Origin of the sequence: Arthrobacter sp. SLBN-100 (assembly GCF_006715305.1) — a bacterium.
In the GTDB taxonomy this organism is placed as follows: Bacteria; Actinomycetota; Actinomycetes; order Actinomycetales; family Micrococcaceae; genus Arthrobacter.
On the sequence record NZ_VFMY01000001.1, the window covers coordinates 1 to 18086 of the forward strand.

Sequence of the window (18086 nt, forward strand, 5' to 3'; positions counted from 1 at the left end):
GTACCGGAAGGCTCAAAACTGTTTGCCGGCGTCGAGGACGAGCGGTTCTACTTCGTGCACTCCTATGGCGTGCAGGAATGGAACTTCGAGGTTGTCCAGCCGCGGATGGCCGCGCCCCTGGTCACCTGGTCGGAGCACGGCGCTCCGTTCATCGCCGCTGTTGAGAACGGGCCGCTCTGTGCAACCCAGTTCCACCCGGAAAAGTCCGGCGACGCCGGTGCGCAGCTCCTGCGCAACTGGGTGGAAGCCCTCCGCAGGCCCACCCCCGCCGGCGGCGACGCCTAAATGTGGTCCGTCCTGCTGATGGGCCTCGCCGGCCTTCTCATCGGCGGCGGTATTTCCTTCCGGCAGCAGCGCAAACCTCTCTGGACCCAGGTTTCCTTCTACGTCCTGGCGGGTATGGCACTGCTTGCCGCCTATCTGCTGACGCTGCCGGCCAACTAGCCGCACACTGCCGGCCAACTGGCCGCAGCCTGCCCGTCCGTTCCCCCAACCTCGAGGATTTTGATGAACACCGCTACCGACCTGCCGGTTCTTGAACTGCTGCCCGCCGTCGACGTCGTCAACGGCCAGGCCGTGCGGCTGGTCCAGGGTGAAGCGGGCAGCGAAACGAGTTACGGCACCCCGCTGGAAGCGGCCCTGAACTGGCAGCAGCAGGGTGCGGAATGGGTCCATCTGGTTGACCTTGACGCTGCCTTCGGCCGTGGATCCAACGCGGAGCTGCTGCGGGAAGTTGTGGGCCGGCTGGACATCAAGGTGGAACTCTCCGGCGGCCTCCGCGACGACGCATCGCTCGAAGCGGCGCTGGACCTGGGCGTCGCCCGGGTGAACCTGGGCACAGCAGCTTTGGAAAACCCGGAGTGGACCCGCCGGGCCATCGAACGCTTCGGTGACAAAATCGCCGTCGGCCTCGATGTCCGCGGAACCACGCTGGCCGGCCGCGGCTGGACCAAGGAAGGCGGGGACCTCTGGGACGTCCTGGGCAGGCTCGAGGAAGCCGGGTGCTCCCGCTACGTGGTCACCGACGTGACCAAGGACGGGACCCTGCAGGGGCCCAACGTGGAGCTGCTCCGCCAAATGGTCGAAAAGACCGGCAAGCCCGTGGTGGCCTCGGGAGGTATTTCGAGCCTGGATGACCTCAAGGTGCTTCGGTCCCTGGTGCCACTGGGCGTTGAAGGAGCCATTGTGGGCAAGGCCTTGTACGCGGGAGCCTTTACGCTGCCCGAAGCCCTCGACGTCGCCGGCCGGCGCTAGGCAGCCAGGCCAACCCGGGCAACGCCATGGCCAGCACCGAAGCCGGATCCGGCACCCCTCCGCAACGCCACCTCCCCGGCCATATTGCCGCAGCACTCGCCGGCGCCGGTGGTGCCACTGACTCTGCCGGCCAGCCCTGGGCGGGCCGCAGCCTGGCGGGGGAGCACGCCAGGATCCACAACTTCGATAACGACGACGGACTGGCCGACGCCGGCTACCTCTCCGCCGTCGCGGCCCTGCAGGCAGGACAGGGGGACGAAGCAGCCGTGGTCGCCGCCCTCGCCACCGCCCGCGTCTTTATCCCGATCGTTGCCCAGCTCGCCGAAGAAGCCCAAGGCCAGGACGGCCTGCACGCCGACAAACAGGCGGACATGGCCCTGGTGACCCTCAAGGCCGCCGACGGCAGGACCGCCATGCCGGCATTCACCTCCGCGGAGGCCCTCAGCTCCTGGCATCCCGAGGCGCGGCCGGTAGCGGTCTACGCCGCCCGCGCAGCCCTTTCCGCCGTGGCCGAAGGAGCCGAACTGCTGGTCCTGGACCCGGGCTCGGCGGTGACGTTTGTGGTCCGGCGGCCCGCCCTGTGGGCCCTGGCCCAGCAGCAGGACTGGATCCCGTCGTACACGGATCACGCCCTCGTCCGCGAGATGCAGCATGCTGCAGCCGGCTTCCCCGCGGTGCGGAGCCTGGAGCTCCTGCCGGGCAGGGGAGTGGCAGCCCGCACGGCTGATGGCGCCATCCTCGCCGGCGGGGGCTCCGGCCCTGAGCTGCAGGTGGTCCTGTACCTTGAGGACGGCCTGGACGCCGCCGCCGTCCAGGTGCTCGTGGCCGGACTCCAGGCTGAGTGGTCGCGGAATGTATTGTTTGGTGAGCGGGTCGACTCCATCGAGATAAAACTGCGGCGCGCTGTCCACTAGCTGCGGCGGGGAGGGGGATCCTCGGCCGGCTGCGGCAGACCGAAGGATTCTTTAGTGAATTTCGCCCTCTACCGGGATTTGCTCGCCGTGCGGCCCATCAGGCGGCTGCTCCTTGTGGGCATGATCGCCCGTATTCCGCACTCGGCAGCCGGTGTTCTGCTGACCCTGCACATCGTCCTCACCCTCGGCCAGGGATACGCCGCTGCCGGCGCAGCCGCGGCCGTGATGACCATCGGCATCGCCCTTGGTGCGCCCTGGCGGGGCCGCCGGGTGGACACGGTGGGCCTGCGCAAGGCCTTGATTCCTTCGGTGGTGTCCGAGACCGTCATCTGGTCCGTTGTCCCCCACGTGTCCTACCAGTGGCTCCTGCCGTTAGTCTTCGTGGGCGGACTCCTCACCCTGCCCATCTTCAGTGTGGTGCGGCAGTCCTTGGGCGTGCTGGCCGACGGAGACCAGCGCCGCACCGCCTTCGCCCTCGACGCGATCACCACCGAAGTGGTGTTTATGATCGGTCCTGCCGCCGGAGCGATCGTCGCCACCAGCGGTTTCAGTGTTGCAGGCCTGACGATTGTGGGCGTTTCCACATCCTTGGCCGGCCTGTTCCTTATGTGGTTCAACCCGCCCACCCGCAGCGCCACAACCGCTGACGGCCGGGAGGCGGACCAGCAGCGCGCGGCCGAGGCCGCCGTAGTCGCCACCGCGCCCGCCCACCTGCAGGAAGCGGTCGCGGACTTGGCCCCGGCGGCTGACCGCACTGCCCGCAGCCCCGGCTTGAGGGAGAAAGTGGCTGTGAACTTCACGTGGTTCACCGCCACTGTGGCAGCACTCTTCGCGGTTGCCGCCGGAACAGGAATGGTTCTTAGCGGCACCGACGTGGGAATCGTCGCAGCGCTGGAAACAGGCGGACACCAGGCCGAAATCGGCGTCGTCTTCCTGTTCTGGTGCGCAGCCTCCGTAGTGGGCGGGCTCATCTACGGTGCCATGCACCGGCCCATCCCGCCCATTGTCCTGCTCCTGGGCATGGCCGCCCTGACCATCCCTATGGGCTTCGCCCAGGACACCTGGACCCTGGCCTTCGTTGCCATCCTGCCGGGGCTTCTCTGCGCCCCGGTACTCTCGTCCGCATCCGAGAAGGTGGCGGACCTCGTGGAGGAGGCGAGGCGCGGTGAGGCAATGGGCTGGTACGGTTCCGCCCTCACGGCCGGAGTGGCGCTCGGCGCTCCGCTGGCGGGTGTCTTCATCGACCAGGTCGGGCCGTCCGGAGGCTTTGTCGCGGTGGGTGCGGCGGGCGTCGCATTATGCGTGGGCGGGCTGGCCCTCCAGCGGCGCCGCAGGTCGGCGGCCTGACCCTCACGCTTCACCGATTGCCGCGTTACGGCCCTTACCGGGCCCCAGAACGGCCGTTACGGAGCAATCGATGGTCCTAGGATGCTGGTCGTGCCGTAACCAACGACGGCGGCGGGCGGCCCGTGTAGGCCGGCCCGCCGCCGTCGTCATTATTGAGGTGCGCGTGGCGTTCTGCGGCAGTGTCAGTTGACAGCGCCGGTGTACTTTTCGCCCGGGCCCTTCCCGGGCGCGTCGGGGATCAGCGACTCTTCGCGGAAGGCCAACTGCAGCGACCGCAGGCCGTCACGCAAGGGTCCGGCGTGCTGGGAGCCGATTTCAGGAGCCGCAGCTGTGACCAGGCCAGCCAGCGCGGTGATCAGTTTCCGGGCTTCGTCCAGGTCCTTGAGCTCCTCGGCGTTCTCTTCCGCTGCGAGGCCGAGTTTGACGGCGGCTGCACTCATGAGGTGGACGGCAGCGGTGGTGATGACCTCGATGGCCGGCACTTCGGAAATGTCGCGGATCTGCTGGGAGACATCGCCGCCGGCGCGGGCAGGCTCGAAAACGTGTGAATTACTGTCTGGGGTGCTCATACTGGTAAGCTTGACACAGACCAACTGGATGTCGTTATTTCAGAGATTGTGCCCACACGATCAAGGTTCCCAGCAGCGCCTGCGTTGTCGGGAATTTTTTCTGTAGAATGGCATGCAGTTTGCAAGCGGAGTTCTCTCCCACCCGCGTCAGCCGCTGTTCCTGAAGTCAGATGGGACGCAAGGTTGCCGGGTACCTGGTTGGCAGCGGAACCGGCACACGCCGGAACCAAAGGTGTTGTTCCTTTTTGGACGCGCCCAACCAGTCTTCGAGGCCTTCGATTGCTCCGGCAATTGGGGGCCTTCCCTATTTTCCGGATCCCACAACAACACAGGAGCTTTAACATTAGCGAGCCAAGAATCAATGAGCGTATCCGCGTCCCCGAGGTGCGGCTGGTCGGCCCTGCAGGTGAACAGGTAGGAATCGTCCGTATTGAGGATGCCCTGCGTCTGGCCGCGGAGTCCGACCTTGATCTCGTTGAAGTTGCACCTCAGGCGAAGCCTCCGGTGTGCAAGCTGATGGACTTCGGCAAGTACAAGTACGAGGCCGCGGTCAAGGCACGTGAAGCACGGAAGAACCAGACGAACACTGTTCTGAAGGAAATCCGCTTCCGCCTCAAGATCGACACCCACGACTACGAGACCAAGCGCGGGCACGCACTTCGCTTCCTCGGCGCCGGGGACAAGGTCAAGGCCATGATCCAGTTCCGTGGCCGTGAACAGCAGCGTCCGGAGATGGGCATCCGCCTGCTCCAGCGCTTCGCCGAGGACGTTGCCGAAGTCGGCGTGGTTGAATCCAGCCCCCGCATCGACGGCCGCAACATGGTCATGGTGGTGGGGCCGCTGAAAAACAAGGCTGAAGCCAAGGCCGAAGCACGCCGCGCCACTCAGCGGGCCGAAGCGAAGGCACAGAACGAAGCCAAGGCATCCGGCCGCATCGACGTTTCCGGCGACGACCAGGCACCCCTGACGCAGTCCCTGGCGGACCTGCTTCCCGAGGGATTCACGGTCTCGACGGAACCGGAAGCAGAGCCCGAGGCTCCCGTGCAGGAGGCGGCTCCGGCCGTCGAGACTGCCGCTGAAGAAGCTCCGGCCAAGGCCGCCGAAGCTCCTCAGGAGGAAGCCCCGAAGCAGGAAGCTCCCAAGCAGGAAGCCCCGAAGCAGGAAGCTCCCAAGCAGGAAGCCCCGAAGCAGGAAGCTCCGAAGCAGGAAGCCCCGAAGGCCGCGGCTCCGAAGCAGGAAGCCCCGAAGGCTGCTGCGCCGGCCTCCCGGCCGGCTGCGGCGAAGCCCGAAGCTGCCAAGCCGGCAGCTGCGGCGCCGAAGCCCGCAGCGGTCCCTGCTCCGCCGAAGCCGGTGGCCAGGCCCGCTGCACCCAAGCCTGCTGCCCGCCCTGCCCCCAAGGCAGTGCCGAAGCCGGCTGGCAAGAAGACCACTTAGTTCACAGCTGCCGGAGGTCGCCCTCCGGCAGTCCGCAACCAGCACGCCGCCCCCAGGGGCAGCTGCGCGATAGAACTGCAGGCCCCGCCTGCGGATACGTAAGGAGATCGGTTCCCATGCCGAAGATGAAGACCCACAGTGGTGCTAAGAAGCGCTTCAAGCTGACCGGCAGCGGCAAGCTGCGCCGCCAGCAGGCCAACCGCCGCCACTACCTCGAGCACAAGTCCTCCAGGCTGACCCGCCGCCTTGCCGGCGACAAGATCGTCTTCAAGGGCGACGCCAAGGTCATCCGGAAGATGCTCGGCATCTAATTTCCAAGTTCTTTGACTGGCACCACCTGGTGTAAGTCACCTGCCAAAAAGCCTTCTCAGGCCGCCGGAAATCCGGCAGTAGATGCTTGGGATCAGAATTTCGAAGGAGTACGCACGTGGCACGTGTGAAGAGGGCGGTCAACGCCCACAAGAAGCGCCGGGTTATCCTTGAACGCGCAAAGGGCTACCGTGGACAGCGTTCACGCCTGTACCGCAAGGCCAAAGAGCAGCTGCTGCACTCGTTTGTGTACAGCTACGGCGACCGCAAGAAGAAGAAGGGCGACTTCCGCCGCCTCTGGATCCAGCGCATCAACGCTGCATCCCGCGCCAACGGCCTCACCTACAACCGTCTCATCCAGGGCCTGAAGGCCGCTGAGGTTGAGGTTGACCGCCGCATGCTGGCCGAGCTGGCTGTCTCCGACGCCAACGCTTTCGCCGCGCTGGTCCAGGTTGCCAAGGACTCGCTGCCCGCCGACACCTCCGCCAAGAAGGTTGCCACGGCCTAGCAGCACCTGCCTTCCCTCGCAGGAGGGGCAGTTCAGGAACAGGTGGCGCCAGCCACTAAAGTTTCCTATATGAACGAAACCGGGCGCCCGCAGGATTTACCACTCTCCAACCCCCGAGCAGATCGGGTCAGGGATGTGGCAAAACTTGCCGGGCGCCCGGCCCGTTTAAAGCGCGGACAGTTCCTGGCTGAAGGCCCCCAGGCGGTGCGCGAAGCGCTGAAGCTCCATCAACAGCGCCTCGCCGAGGGAGGCTCCGGTGTGGTCACCGAGGTCTTCGCCAGTGAAACCTGCCTGGACCGGTTTCCGGAATTCGACGAACTTGCCGAAGGCACGAATGCACGGTTGGCCACCGATGACGTCCTGGCCGCCATGGCGGACACGGTCAACCCGCAGGGCATCATTGCTGTCTGCCGGTTCGTGGACGTGACCCTTGAGGAAGTGCTCGACGCCGGCCCGCGCCTCATCGCCGTTCTCTGCCAGGTCCGGGACCCCGGGAATGCCGGAACGGTCCTGCGGGCCGCGGACTCGGCGGGGGCAGACGCCGTCATCCTCACCGGCTCCAGCGTGGATATCTATAACCCTAAGGCGGTGCGTTCGACGGCGGGCTCCCTGTTCCACCTTCCCGTGGTGCTGGGCGTGGACGTCACTGATCTGGCCGCTGCCTGCCGGGCCCGGGGGATCGGCATCCTCGCGGCGGACGGCTACGGTTCCCTGAACCTTGACGTGCTGCAGGACGAGAATGCGCGGCGCCGCCTGACGGGGGACGCTACCCCGTCAGAGTATGACCTGGAAAAACCCACTGCCTGGCTGTTCGGCAACGAGGCGCAGGGGCTCTCCCAGTCCGAGCTTGGCCTGGCCGACCACCGGGTGGCGGTACCCGTGTACGGGGCAGCGGAAAGCCTCAACCTCGGCACGGCCGCCACCGTCTGCCTTTACGCCAGTGCCCGCTCCCAGCACCTGCCGGCAGCCCTGCAGGGATAGCTGAACGGGCTGCAACGGCAGCGAGGGCCCCGGATCAACCGGAGCCCTCGCTTGGGTGAAATGAAAATTAACCGGGGATACTCAGGGCGCGCGCGTTGCCTTGCCGCGTCCGGTGATGGCACCGTAGATGCCGGCGACCACCAGGCCGCCTACGATGGCGAGAATCCACGTGCCAAGGTCGAAGAAGGCCATATCGCCTTTGTTAAAGAGCAGGCTTCCGATCCAGCCGCCTACTATTGCGCCCACCACGCCCAGAACAAGGCTGGTGACCCAACCGCCGCCCACCCTGCCGGGCATCACGGCTTTAACGATGGCCCCCACGATGAGGCCAAGAATGATCCAAGCAAGAAAACCCATGTCTCCTCCTTATAGTGACCGGGATAAACCGTCCCGATGAGGTTCAAGCTAACATAGGGCCTCCTGGTTGTCAGCAGGCTTGGGGCCTGTCGCTGGTGCGTGTCTGCGGCGAGGGCGGGTACGGTAACTATGGGCGGAGCCGAGTCAGGATCCGCATATTCCGTAGTGTTCCGAAACCGTAAAAGAGGTGAAGCCCCTTGGCTGCAAGTGGCGGTACAAAGGCGATTATTGCGGCTCTGGCTGCCAACCTGACCATCGCCCTCCTGAAATTCATCGCGTACTTCCTGACGCGTTCGTCGTCGATGCTTGCCGAAGCCATCCACTCCGTGGCGGACTCCGGCAACCAGATCCTTTTGCTGGTGGGCGGCAAGAAGGCACAACGGGCCGCCAGTCCCGAACATCCCTTCGGTTATGGCCGCGAGCGGTATATCTATGCCTTCATCGTGTCCATCGTGCTGTTCAGCGTCGGCGGCCTCTTTGCCCTGTATGAGGCGTGGGAGAAGTTCCAGCACCCGCACGCCATCGAGGGCGATTTCTGGTGGGTTCCCCTGGCAGTGCTGGTTGGGGCGATCGTGGCCGAATCCTTCTCGTTCCGGACAGCGATCAAGGAATCGAACCACCTCCGCGGCGAGCAGTCATGGGCCAAGTTTGTGCGCAGCGCGAAGCAGCCGGAACTGCCGGTCATCCTGCTTGAGGACCTGGGTGCGCTCCTGGGCCTGGTGTTCGCCCTCGTGGGCGTCAGCATGACGCTTATTACCGGTGACGGTCTCTGGGATGCTGCTGGCACAGGCATGATCGGCCTCCTGCTGGTGGCCATTGCCGTGATCCTTGCCCTGGAGACGAAGTCACTGCTCCTGGGTGAATCAGCGTCCAGGGACGATGTGGAGCGCATTGCGCAAGCCATCAGGGCGGACGGCAGCCGGATCATTCACCTCAAGACGCTGCACCTTGGGCCGGAGGAACTGCTGGTGGCGGCGAAGATCGCCATCAACCGCAACGCCACGGGCGCGGAGATTGCGAAGGAAATCGACAGTGCAGAGTCACGCATCCGGTCAGCGGTGCCTATTGCCAGGGTGATCTACCTGGAGCCTGACCTCCACCGTTCGGATGCTGCAGGTGCCGGCCAGCAACCTGCTGCTGCGGCACCGAGGCCCTGACAGCGCCCGGCATAACCATCAACGCCAGGCAGCCGCTGGCCGCCTCTCATGAGGCGGCCAGCGGCTTTTTGCGCTCCAGCAGGCCGCTGGCGAAGGCAACGCCCAGGCCGAGGACGGCAAGGCAGGCGCCTACCAGGGCGGGTGCAACATAGCCCCAGCCCCAGGCGATCACCAGCCCGCCCAGGAACGCCCCAAGTGCGTTCGCCACGTTCAGTGCGGCGTGGTTCAGGGACGACGCCAATGACGGTGCGTCGGGGGAGGCATCCAGGAGGCGGGTCTGCAGCGCCGGTACGAGCATGGAGCCGGAAGCGCCCACCACAAACACCATCACCAGGGCCGACCAGGGCCAGTGTGCGGCGACGGCGTACACCACCAGGGCCACGGCGATGGCCGGCAGCACGCTGTAGAGCGTCCCCATCACGGACTTGTCCGCGAACCTGCCGCCCACCATGTTGCCGGCCACCATGCCCAGCCCGTAGAGGGCCACCACCAGCGGAATCAGCGAGGAGGGGAGGCCGGCAACGTGGGTCATGGTGTGGGAGATGTACGTGTAGGTGGCAAAGAAACCGCCAAAGCCCACGATGCCTATCAGGATGGCAAGCCAGACCTGGAGCCGCTTGAGCGCCCCGAGTTCGCGGCGGATGCTGGCATCCGGATGGGCCTCGTGGAACGGAACAAAACGCGAGATCAGCACCAGGGTCAGCATTCCAAGCAGGCCCACCAGGATGAAGAGCAACCGCCAGCCGTAGGTCTGCCCCACCCAGGTGGCTGCCGGGACACCAATAACGTTCGAGATACTCAGGCCAGCCATCACCATGGAGATCGCCCACCCACGCCGGGTGGGCGGCACCAGCGAGGCGGCGATAACGGCGGCAACGCCAAAGAATGCGCCGTGCGGCAGCCCGGCCGCGAACCGTGAAACCAGCATGGTTCCGTAATCGGGGGCCACGAAGGAGGCCAGGTTGGCGACGGTGAAGAACAGCATCAGGCCCAAAGCCAGGTTCTTGCGGGGAAGTTTGGCGCCGACGGCGGCCAGCAGCGGTGCGCCCACCACTACTCCCAGCGCGTAGGCGGAGATGAGGTGCCCGGCTTCGGGGGTGCTGATGTTGAGGCCCTGTTCCACTTCCTTGAGCAGACCCATCATGGTGAACTCGGTGACCCCGATTCCCACCCCGCCCATGGCGAGGGCAATGATGGCCATAGCGAGGTTGGGGGCGGTGGTGCTGGTTGCCGTGGGGGACTGTACGACGCTGCTCATGTGCCTGCTTTTCGAAGTGCTGGGAGATACAAGATGGGCTGCAGCCACGGCAGTGGGGCTGGATGAGGCCTGGACCCCCGGGACAACCCCCGGTGCGGTGCAGGTATTCCCGGAAAACGGAAAGAGCGCCCGGGCCTTCCCATTGTCCCCCATAGAATGGGGCGGTGACTGGACTGATACAGGTGGTGGGCGGAGCCGTCGTGGATCGCCTTGCGGAACCTTCCCTGCTGCTTGTGGCCCGCCGCAGTGCACCCGAGAAGCTTGCCGGCCTGTGGGAGTTCCCGGGCGGCAAAGTGGAGCCGGGCGAGGACCCGGAGGAGGCGCTGTGCCGTGAGCTGGGCGAGGAACTGGGAATCGGAGTGCGCCTCGGCGTCGAGCTTCCGGCAGAGTCTCCCAAGGGCTGGCCCCTTAATGACCGGGCCAGCATGCGGGTCTGGTTTGCGGAAATCATGGAGGGTGAGCCGGAGCCCCTCGAGGACCATGACGAGCTCAGGTGGGTGCCGTTGGCTGACCCGGATGAGGTCCTTGGCCTGCCCTGGATTCCGGCTGATTTGCCGATCGTTCGGGAGTTGTTGGCGGCACTCGCTGTGCCGGCAGCAGGCGGGCGCCAGTAGAACGTACTCGTCGAACCCGTACTCCTGAGGGAACCCGTACTCCCGGAACCGGCGCTTCCTAGAACAGGGTGGCCTGGGTCCCCGGCGCTGAAATGTCGGCGGTGCCGGCGGCCTCTGTGGGTATGGCGGCGGGGATGATGCCTGCAGGGTACTCCGCTTCTTCACCGCGGGGATCGTCAAGGTCGCGGTGGCTGAACCCCGACGAATCGGAGAATCCGTACCGGGCCTTGAAATAGCGGACCCTGCCGGCCAGCCAGGACCGGTATTCCTTTGAGGCGTAGGAGCCTGAGCCATAGAGCCGGCGATAACGGCCGGCGAGTTCAGGATGATTGGCTGCCATCCACTTCATGAACCACTCCCGGGTGCCGCCTGGCTTCAGGTACAGGGCACCGGCCGTCACTCCGGTGGCCCCTGCGGAAGCGAGGGAGGCAAAAAGGGAATCCAGTGCTTCGTCGCTGTCCGTGAGCCAGGGCAGGATAGGCATGGCCATGACTCCGCACGGGAGTCCGGCCTCGCGAAGCCGGGAGACCAGCTTGAGACGTGCCCGAGGCCCGGGGGTACCGGGCTCGATGGCTTCGGACAGTGCTTCGTCGGTCATGGCGAGCGAGATGCCGAGGCCCACAGGCACTTGGGTAGCGGCACTCTTCAACAGCGGAATATCCCTGGCCAGCAGGGTTCCTTTGGTGAGGATGGACAGGGGAGTGCCGGACTCTGCCAGGGCGGTGATGATCCCCGGCATCAGCTCGTAGCGCCCCTCGGCGCGCTGGTAAGGATCGGTGTTGGTGCCAAGGGCTACCTGCTGACGGGTCCAGGATGGCTTGGCCAGTTCCTTCCGGAGGACCTCCGCGGCGTTGACTTTCACGACCACCTGGCTGTCAAAGTCCCGTCCGGCGTCGAAATCCAGATAAGTGTGCGTCTTCCTGGCGAAGCAGTAGACGCAGGCGTGGCTGCACCCGCGGTAGGGGTTGATGGTCCACTCAAACGGCATGCGCGAGCCCGCCGGAACCTTGTTGAGCACCGATTTGGCGGTGACCTCATGAAAGGTGATGCCGGCGAAGTCCGGTGTGGTGACAGACCGGACCAGCCCGGCCAGGGGAAGAAGCGCGGGAGTGCCCCCGTCCGCAGCTGTTTTTGCCGGCGGCGGCATCAGTGCTTGGGCGTCCCATCTCATGGACTCAATTCGAATATACGTTCGAACTTAAGTCAAGCGCCGGAAGGGCTGCCAGGGGCCCCAATAGGCCAGGGAACTAGTACTCAAGCTCCCAGACGACCCGGACAGCCATCTGCACCGCGGTTTCCCCGGCTTCCACCCCGAGGGCTTCCACGGAAGCGGCGCGCTGCATTCCGGAAAGGGGCACCGGAGACTGGGGTACCACCGTGTCCGTAATGGAAAGCACCCGGCCCAGGCGGGCGGAGGCGAGAAGGGCAAACTGCTGCGCCGAACGGAGTGCGTCCAGCCAGGCGGCTTCCCGCGCACGTGCCCGTACTTCGGCGTCGTCCGTAAACGTCAGCTCAAGGCCGTTAAGCCGGGTATCGTTCCCGCCGGCGTCAACAGCGTCGGAAATCGCTGCCGAGGCGGAATTTGGCGCCCGCAGCCTTACGCTGAGGGTACTGGCCGCGACGTACCCGGTGACCGACTGGCCTTCACCCTCCCGCCACACAAGGTCTGCCCGGACGTTGAGTCCCGTGGTTCTGATGTTCTCCCCGGCAACGCCGTGCCGGCGGAACATTGACGCCACAGCGTCTGAGCTGCTCCCCGCCCGGGACCACGCCGCCTCCACGGACTCGGCGCGGCATTCCACCCCTATGGAGACCACCATCAGGTCAGGGACAGCTTCCGCCGTGCCCGTTCCGGTGACGCTGACAGTGCCGGCGGCAGCGCCGCCGTCGGACGGGTCACTGGCCTGTTCGACGGCGTTGCCGCCTTCGTCGCGGCTGCTCTCCCGAGTGGGATCGTCGGCTTCGGACGGCATCGGTTAGGCCTCCCTCCTGTGGGGGCCGGTCATCCCCAACATGCGAAGGCGCCGAGGGCGGGAAGCAATGTCTCGCACCGGGTACCCGCCGGCCGCGAGGCCCGCGTGCCGCTCGAAGATATTGCCCGTCCCCGGATTGCCGGTGCGCAGTTGGGACCACCCGGCCGCGAGAAAGTAGAGCGGGAGGAAGGGGACCCCGAGGCACCAGGCGTACTGGGAACAGTGTTTTTCCTCGTGTTCCAGCAGCTCCGGCCGGGACAGCAGGTCAACAGCGGGGCAACGGCAGAGCACCACATTCCCCAGCGTGAACGCCCCAGCAAACGGCACCCGCCAACGGTAACCGCCGGCGATGATGAGCCCCCGCGGGCCCCTGCTGAGCTCCGTCCTTGCGGCAGCCGCCACGGCGAGACCCAGGCCGGTGCTGCCGTTGGCGGCGTTCGCCGCCAGCCGCAGCACCTGTGGAACTGTCAGGGGCCGCCGAAGCGCCAATGGCTCCCGTGGTGTCATGAGGCCATGCTAGCCGGAGGGTTCAATTAGACTGGAGGGCAGTGGCCGCCGGATTTACCGGTAAGCCCTGACCTGGTCATTGAATGAACCGATATTTGCACGTGAATGAGGGCATTCATCCATGACCTGCCAGTGACGGACGAGCCGCCGGGAAACCGCGCAGGCTGCCCGTTCACCGGCAGCCACGACTCACAAGCTAAGAACAGTAGATGACTGAAACTTTGCCGGGCGCCGCCATCCCGAACCCTACGGATGATGCCGCCATTACTGCCGCTGTAGACCAGGCCATCGCCGCCATCGCCGGCGCGGCCACCCTTGACGAGCTGAAGGCGGTGAGGCTCGCGCACACCGGTGAAAAGTCGCCGCTGAGCCTTGCCAACCGTGAAATCGGCAAGCTGGCCAAGGACCAGAAGGCCGTCGCCGGAAAGCTCATGGGCGCCTCCCGCGGGCGGGTTAACAAGGCGCTCGCGGACCGCACGGCAGAGCTGGAAGCCGAAAACGACGCACGGATCCTCCTGGAAGAGACGGTTGACGTCACGGCCGCCCCCCGCCGTCGCCGGGCAGGGGCCCGCCACCCGCTGTCCACGCTGCAGGACCGTGTGGCGGACATCTTCGTGGGGATGGGCTGGGAAATCGCCGAGGGGCCGGAAGTCGAATCGGAGTGGTTCAATTTCGATGCCCTGAACTTCAAGCCGGACCACCCGGCCCGCGAGATGCAGGATACATTCTTCGTGGAGCCGCCGGAGGCGCACCTGCTGATGCGCACCCACACGTCCCCGGTGCAGGTCCGCTCGATGCTCGAACGCGAGCTGCCCATCTACGTGCTGTGCCCGGGCAAGGTGTTCCGCACCGACGAGCTGGATGCCACGCACACTCCGGTGTTCCACCAGTTCGAAGGCCTGGCCATCGACAAAAAGCTCAGCATGGCGGACCTGCGCGGCACCCTTGAGCACTTCGCGCGGCAGATGTTCGGCGACGAAGCCCAGATCCGGCTGCGTCCCAACTACTTCCCGTTCACCGAACCGTCCGCTGAGCTGGATATCTTCCACCCGGGCGCCAAGGGCGGACCGCGCTGGATCGAGTGGGGCGGCTGCGGCATGGTCAACCCCAACGTGCTCCGCGCCGCGGGTATCGACCCGGACGTCTATTCAGGTTTCGCCTTCGGCATGGGCATCGAGCGGACCCTGATGTTCCGCAACGAAGTGGGCGACATGCGCGACATGATCGAAGGCGATGTACGTTTCAGCGAGCACTTCGGGATGGAGATCTAACAGTGCGTATCCCAATTTCCTGGCTGCGTGAATTCGCAGAGGTACCGGCCGGAGCAACGGCCGAAGACGTGATGGCCGAACTGGTGAAGGTGGGCTTTGAAGAAGAAGACGTCCACCGTCCCACGGACACCCTGCAAGGCCCCATCGTGGTGGGCCAGGTCCTGAGCCTGGTCAAGGAGCCGCAGACCAACGGCAAAACCATCAACTGGTGCCAGGTCCGGGTGGTCCCCGAAGGGCAGGAGCAGACGCTCACCGGCAAGGGCATCGATCCCTCCGGCGTGCAGGGCATCATCTGCGGCGCGCACAACTTTGTTGAGGGCGACAAGGTGGTGGTCACGCTTCCGGGCGCCGTGCTGCCAGGCGATTTCCACATCTCCGCGCGGAAGACCTATGGCCACCTCTCGGCCGGGATGATCGCCTCGGTCCGCGAGCTGGGTATCGGAGAGGACCATGACGGCATCCTTGTCCTCTCGCGCATCGGCCTGGACCCGGAAATCGGCACGGACGCCATGGAGCTGCTTGGCCTTTACGATGAAGCAGCCGAAATCAACGTCACGCCGGACCGCGGCTACGCCTTCTCCATCCGTGGCGTGGCACGCGAGTACGCGCACGCCACCGGAACCACGTTCACCGATCCCGCGTCGCGCGTTAACGCCCCGGCCGAACTCTCCGGCGGCTACGGCGTCAAGCTCAACGACGACGCCCCCATCTACGGCAAGCCCGGCTGCGACCGCTTTGTGGCGCGGACCGTGCGCGGCGTCGATGCCACCAGGCCCACCCCGCCATGGATGGTTTCCCGGCTGCGGCTGGCCGGCGTCCGTTCCATCTCGCTGCCGGTGGACATTTCCAACTACGTCATGTTCGAGCTGGGCCAGCCCACGCACTGCTACGACCTGGACAAGCTGTCCGGTGACATCGTGGTCCGCCGCGCCTCCGCCGGCGAGAAGATCACCACCCTGGATGACAAGGAGCGCAGCCTCGACCCCGAGGACCTGCTGATCACCGACGACTCCGGTGCCATCGGCATCGCCGGCGTGATGGGCGGGGCAGCCACCGAGGTGGGGGACACGACGTCGAACATCCTGGTGGAAGCCGCGCACTTCGACGAGGTGTCCATCGGCCGGTCACGCCGCCGGCACAAGCTGCCGTCCGAGGCGTCCAAGCGCTTCGAGCGCGGCGTTGACTGGCAGGTGGCCGGCATCGCCGCCCAGCGCGTGGTCGACCTCCTCGTGGAGCTCGCTGGCGGCACGGCAGACGAAGCAGGAACAGACGTCGGCACCGCCCCGGACTCCGTGACGATCGACCTTCCGGCAGGCTTCGCTGCCACCCGGATCGGCATCGATTTCACCGAAGAGCAGATTGTCACGTCCCTCGAGGACCTGGGCGCGGGCGTGGTGAAGAACGACGGCGGTTGGCGCGTCTCTGCCCCCAGCTGGCGCCACGACCTGGAGACCAAGGAGGACCTCTCCGAGGAGGTCGCACGCCTGGTGGGCTACGACAAGATCCCGGCGACGCTGCCTGTCGCGCCACCGGGCCGGGGCCTCACCAGGGTGCAGCAGCAGCGCCGGCGCCTGATCCAGGCCCTGGCGGACGCCGGACTCACCGAAGTCCTGTCCTACCCGTTCGTCTCCAAGGCGGCGAACGACACCTTCGGGGTGTCCGAACAGGGTGCCGGCCGGAGCGCCGTCAAACTGGCCAACCCGATCAGCGAGGAGCAGGGCTTCCTGCGCACGTCGATCCTGCCGGGCCTGATCGAGGTGGCCAAGCGGAACCATTCCCGCGGCTTCCGCGACTTGGCCCTCTTCGAGTCCGGCCTGGTGTTCCTGCCCGCCGGGAAGATGGGTACCGGGTCCATCCCGCCGCTGGGCGCCAAGCCCTCCGATCAGGTGCTCGATGCACTGTACGACGGCGTACCCGCCCAGCCGTTCCACCTCGCCGTGGTCCTCACTGGACATGATTCACCGGCCGCGGCCGCGCACGCCCCCCGGGCGTGGGACTGGGCCGACGCGCTGGACATCGCCCGCATCGCCGGCGACGTCCTGGGCGTGGAGCTGGTGGTCAGCCAGGGCAGCCACCAGGCATTCCACCCGGGCCGTGCTGCCCGGCTCTCCCTCCGCACCGGCGAAGTGGTGGGCTACGCCGGCGAGCTGCACCCCAAACTGCTCGCCGCATCCGACATGCCGGCCCGCTCGGTGGCCCTGGAGCTCAACGCTGATGCGCTGTTCGACGCTGCGCCGGACGTCATCGTGGCGCGCCACATCTCCACGTTCCCGGTGGCCACCCAGGACGTGGCCCTGGTGGTCCCTGCCGAGGTCCCGGCCGACGACGTGCTCGCCGCACTCCGTGAAGGCGCCGGTGAACTGCTTGAGGAGGTTGCGCTCTTCGACGTCTACGCGGGCAAGGGGATTGAGGAAGGCAAAAAATCACTGGCCTTCGGGTTGCGGTTCCGCGCCGACGACCGCACGCTGACGGCGGACGAGGCATCGGCAGCCCGCGAAAGCGCAGTGACCCTGGCCGCCGAGCGGTTTGGGGCAGTCCAGCGGTAGCAAGGAAGCAGATACGGTAAAAACGGAAGGTCCCCGCAGCCCGGATTGATTTATCCTGGCTGCGGGGACCTTCCGTCTGTCCCGGTTAAGGGGCTTACGGAACGAGGAGCACTTTGCCGGTAGTGCGGCGGCCTTCAAGGTCGCGGTGCGCCTGGGCCGCCTGCGACAGGGGGTAGCGGGCGCCGATCCGGACCTTGAGGTTGCCGCCTGCCGCAGCGGCGAAAATTTCGTCCGAGCGCCAGCGGCGTTCGGCTGCATCCCGCACGTAGTGCCCGATGGTGGGCCTGGTCAGGAAAAGCGAGCCGCCAAGCCTGAGCTGTTGTGGATCCATGGGAGGCACGGGACCGGAGGCCGCGCCGAAGAGCACCAGCATTCCACGCACGCGCAATGCGCCAAGTGAGCCGTCAAAGGTGTCCTTTCCTACGCCGTCGTAGACCACGTCGGCGCCGGTGCCGCCGGTAATGTCCCTGACCCTTTCGGCGAACCCCTCGTACCGCAGCACGTGGTCCGCGCCGGCGTCCAGCGCCAACTCTTCCTTTTCGTCACTGGAAACGGTGGTGATGACTTCCGCCCCCCTGGCTTTGAGCATCTGGGTCAGGAGCAGTCCCACGCCGCCGGCGCCCGCGTGCAGCAGCACGGTATGCCCTGGCTCCACCTTGAAGGTCGAGTTCATCAGGAAATGCGCTGTAATGCCCTGCAGGGGGAGTGCGGCAGCGGTGAAGTCATCAACCCCGGCGGGTACGGGCAGCGCGACGTCCTCGTCCACCAGTGCATAGTCCGCGTAGCAGTTAATGCCTTCGGCCGTGGCGATCCTGTCGCCGACGGTGAAACCGGTAACTCCGTCGCCGACCGCCTCCACCGTGCCGGCGGCTTCTGATCCCGGGGTGAACGGGAAGGGGACCTTGTAGGTGCCGCTGCGCTTATAGGTGTCAATGAAGTTCACTCCCGCTGCGGCTACCTTGACCAGCAACTGGCCGGGCCCTGGACCCGGCTTGTCCACATCCGCATACCCAAGGACTTCCGGACCGCCTGCCTGGCGTGCGACGATTGCATGCGTCATGGCTCTCCTTCCCCGGGTCCGGCCTTT

Annotated in this window: 20 protein-coding genes; 13 read left to right on the forward strand and 7 right to left on the reverse strand. The window is 66.1% G+C overall.

Annotated features, from left to right (window positions below; all coding sequences use genetic code 11):
• From FBY31_RS00005 to FBY31_RS00020, 5 genes are all read left to right on the forward strand, one after another.
• The coding region (locus tag FBY31_RS00005; protein WP_442858155.1) for a glutamine amidotransferase-related protein at positions 1-285 on the forward strand (285 nt) is incomplete at its 5' end.
• Positions 286-444 (forward strand): hypothetical protein, encoded by a 159-nt coding sequence (locus FBY31_RS22935; protein ID WP_200833278.1) that lies wholly within the window; start codon positions 286-288, stop codon positions 442-444. It abuts the gene before it with no gap.
• Between the two features lie 63 nt (positions 445-507).
• A complete protein-coding gene (gene priA, locus FBY31_RS00010; protein WP_142035298.1) occupies positions 508-1254 on the forward strand; it encodes a bifunctional 1-(5-phosphoribosyl)-5-((5-phosphoribosylamino)methylideneamino)imidazole-4-carboxamide isomerase/phosphoribosylanthranilate isomerase PriA in 747 nt (248 codons plus the stop codon).
• A gap of 26 nt (positions 1255-1280) precedes the next feature.
• Entirely contained in the window at positions 1281-2168 is an 888-nt protein-coding gene (locus tag FBY31_RS00015) for an SseB family protein (RefSeq protein ID WP_142035301.1), read from the forward strand.
• A gap of 54 nt (positions 2169-2222) precedes the next feature.
• Positions 2223-3515: an MFS transporter gene (locus tag FBY31_RS00020; RefSeq protein WP_142035304.1), complete on the forward strand. Its 1293-nt coding sequence runs from the start codon at positions 2223-2225 to the stop codon at positions 3513-3515.
• 182 nt (positions 3516-3697) lie between these two features.
• Here FBY31_RS00020 and FBY31_RS00025 read toward each other — a convergent pair whose 3' ends face one another.
• A complete protein-coding gene (locus tag FBY31_RS00025; protein WP_142035307.1) occupies positions 3698-4084 on the reverse strand; it encodes a DUF1844 domain-containing protein in 387 nt (128 codons plus the stop codon).
• A 384-nt stretch (positions 4085-4468) separates the two neighbouring features.
• Here FBY31_RS00025 and infC point away from each other — a divergent pair, with 384 nt between their 5' ends.
• The 4 genes from infC (at position 4469) to FBY31_RS00045 (ending at position 7316) form a co-directional block, all read left to right on the forward strand.
• On the forward strand, positions 4469-5518 hold the full coding sequence (infC, locus tag FBY31_RS00030; RefSeq protein ID WP_235012849.1) for a translation initiation factor IF-3: 1050 nt from the start codon (positions 4469-4471) through the stop codon (positions 5516-5518).
• 116 nt (positions 5519-5634) lie between these two features.
• Positions 5635-5829, forward strand: a complete 195-nt coding sequence (rpmI, locus tag FBY31_RS00035; RefSeq protein WP_009358635.1) for a 50S ribosomal protein L35 — start codon at positions 5635-5637, stop codon at positions 5827-5829.
• 116 nt (positions 5830-5945) lie between these two features.
• The gene (gene rplT / locus FBY31_RS00040) at positions 5946-6335 is read left to right on the forward strand and encodes a 50S ribosomal protein L20 (RefSeq protein WP_142035313.1); all 390 of its coding nucleotides are present in this window, start codon (positions 5946-5948) and stop codon (positions 6333-6335) included.
• Positions 6336-6404: 69 nt separating this feature from the next.
• The gene (locus tag FBY31_RS00045) at positions 6405-7316 is read left to right on the forward strand and encodes a TrmH family RNA methyltransferase (RefSeq protein ID WP_142035316.1); all 912 of its coding nucleotides are present in this window, start codon (positions 6405-6407) and stop codon (positions 7314-7316) included.
• 81 nt (positions 7317-7397) lie between these two features.
• Here the strand turns inward: FBY31_RS00045 and FBY31_RS00050 are convergent, their stop codons facing one another.
• On the reverse strand, positions 7398-7673 hold the full coding sequence (locus FBY31_RS00050; protein ID WP_142035319.1) for a GlsB/YeaQ/YmgE family stress response membrane protein: 276 nt from the start codon (positions 7671-7673) through the stop codon (positions 7398-7400).
• Between the two features lie 197 nt (positions 7674-7870).
• On the opposite strand from FBY31_RS00050, the gene FBY31_RS00055 reads away from it, so the two are divergent.
• Complete coding sequence (locus FBY31_RS00055) at positions 7871-8830, forward strand: cation diffusion facilitator family transporter (protein ID WP_142035322.1); 960 nt, start codon at positions 7871-7873, stop codon at positions 8828-8830.
• 46 nt (positions 8831-8876) lie between these two features.
• Here FBY31_RS00055 and FBY31_RS00060 read toward each other — a convergent pair whose 3' ends face one another.
• On the reverse strand, positions 8877-10088 hold the full coding sequence (locus FBY31_RS00060) for an MFS transporter (RefSeq protein WP_142035324.1): 1212 nt from the start codon (positions 10086-10088) through the stop codon (positions 8877-8879).
• A 164-nt stretch (positions 10089-10252) separates the two neighbouring features.
• On the opposite strand from FBY31_RS00060, the gene FBY31_RS00065 reads away from it, so the two are divergent.
• Positions 10253-10702 (forward strand): (deoxy)nucleoside triphosphate pyrophosphohydrolase, encoded by a 450-nt coding sequence (locus FBY31_RS00065; RefSeq protein WP_142035327.1) that lies wholly within the window; start codon positions 10253-10255, stop codon positions 10700-10702.
• Positions 10703-10760: 58 nt separating this feature from the next.
• Here the strand turns inward: FBY31_RS00065 and FBY31_RS00070 are convergent, their stop codons facing one another.
• From FBY31_RS00070 to FBY31_RS00080, 3 genes are all read right to left on the reverse strand, one after another.
• Complete coding sequence (locus FBY31_RS00070) at positions 10761-11873, reverse strand: Rv2578c family radical SAM protein (protein ID WP_142035330.1); 1113 nt, start codon at positions 11871-11873, stop codon at positions 10761-10763.
• Between the two features lie 76 nt (positions 11874-11949).
• The gene (locus FBY31_RS00075) at positions 11950-12675 is read right to left on the reverse strand and encodes an SIMPL domain-containing protein (RefSeq protein ID WP_142035333.1); all 726 of its coding nucleotides are present in this window, start codon (positions 12673-12675) and stop codon (positions 11950-11952) included.
• A gap of 3 nt (positions 12676-12678) precedes the next feature.
• Complete coding sequence (locus FBY31_RS00080) at positions 12679-13182, reverse strand: hypothetical protein (protein ID WP_235012850.1); 504 nt, start codon at positions 13180-13182, stop codon at positions 12679-12681.
• Between the two features lie 209 nt (positions 13183-13391).
• Between FBY31_RS00080 and pheS the strand changes: the two genes are divergently transcribed.
• The gene (gene pheS / locus FBY31_RS00085; RefSeq protein ID WP_142035336.1) at positions 13392-14453 is read left to right on the forward strand and encodes a phenylalanine--tRNA ligase subunit alpha; all 1062 of its coding nucleotides are present in this window, start codon (positions 13392-13394) and stop codon (positions 14451-14453) included.
• Positions 14454-14455: 2 nt separating this feature from the next.
• Entirely contained in the window at positions 14456-16999 is a 2544-nt protein-coding gene (gene pheT / locus FBY31_RS00090) for a phenylalanine--tRNA ligase subunit beta (protein ID WP_142035341.1), read from the forward strand.
• A gap of 94 nt (positions 17000-17093) precedes the next feature.
• On the opposite strand, the gene FBY31_RS00095 is transcribed toward pheT, so the two are convergent.
• Positions 17094-18059 (reverse strand): quinone oxidoreductase family protein, encoded by a 966-nt coding sequence (locus FBY31_RS00095; protein ID WP_142035344.1) that lies wholly within the window; start codon positions 18057-18059, stop codon positions 17094-17096.
• Positions 18060-18086: the final 27 nt, after the last annotated feature.

Coding starts and splice junctions, on each gene's coding strand:
- pheS (WP_142035336.1), top strand. CDS start 13,392: ATGACTGAAACTTTGCCGGGCGCCGCCATCCCGAACCCTACGGATGAT.
- FBY31_RS00045 (WP_142035316.1), top strand. CDS start 6,405: ATGAACGAAACCGGGCGCCCGCAGGATTTACCACTCTCCAACCCCCGA.
- rpmI (WP_009358635.1), top strand. CDS start 5,635: ATGCCGAAGATGAAGACCCACAGTGGTGCTAAGAAGCGCTTCAAGCTG.
- FBY31_RS00095 (WP_142035344.1), bottom strand. CDS start 18,059: ATGACGCATGCAATCGTCGCACGCCAGGCAGGCGGTCCGGAAGTCCTT.
- FBY31_RS00015 (WP_142035301.1), top strand. CDS start 1,281: ATGGCCAGCACCGAAGCCGGATCCGGCACCCCTCCGCAACGCCACCTC.
- FBY31_RS22935 (WP_200833278.1), top strand. CDS start 286: ATGTGGTCCGTCCTGCTGATGGGCCTCGCCGGCCTTCTCATCGGCGGC.
- FBY31_RS00050 (WP_142035319.1), bottom strand. CDS start 7,673: ATGGGTTTTCTTGCTTGGATCATTCTTGGCCTCATCGTGGGGGCCATC.
- FBY31_RS00025 (WP_142035307.1), bottom strand. CDS start 4,084: ATGAGCACCCCAGACAGTAATTCACACGTTTTCGAGCCTGCCCGCGCC.
- priA (WP_142035298.1), top strand. CDS start 508: ATGAACACCGCTACCGACCTGCCGGTTCTTGAACTGCTGCCCGCCGTC.
- FBY31_RS00080 (WP_235012850.1), bottom strand. CDS start 13,182: ATGACACCACGGGAGCCATTGGCGCTTCGGCGGCCCCTGACAGTTCCA.
- FBY31_RS00060 (WP_142035324.1), bottom strand. CDS start 10,088: ATGAGCAGCGTCGTACAGTCCCCCACGGCAACCAGCACCACCGCCCCC.
- FBY31_RS00070 (WP_142035330.1), bottom strand. CDS start 11,873: ATGAGATGGGACGCCCAAGCACTGATGCCGCCGCCGGCAAAAACAGCT.
- FBY31_RS00075 (WP_142035333.1), bottom strand. CDS start 12,675: ATGCCGTCCGAAGCCGACGATCCCACTCGGGAGAGCAGCCGCGACGAA.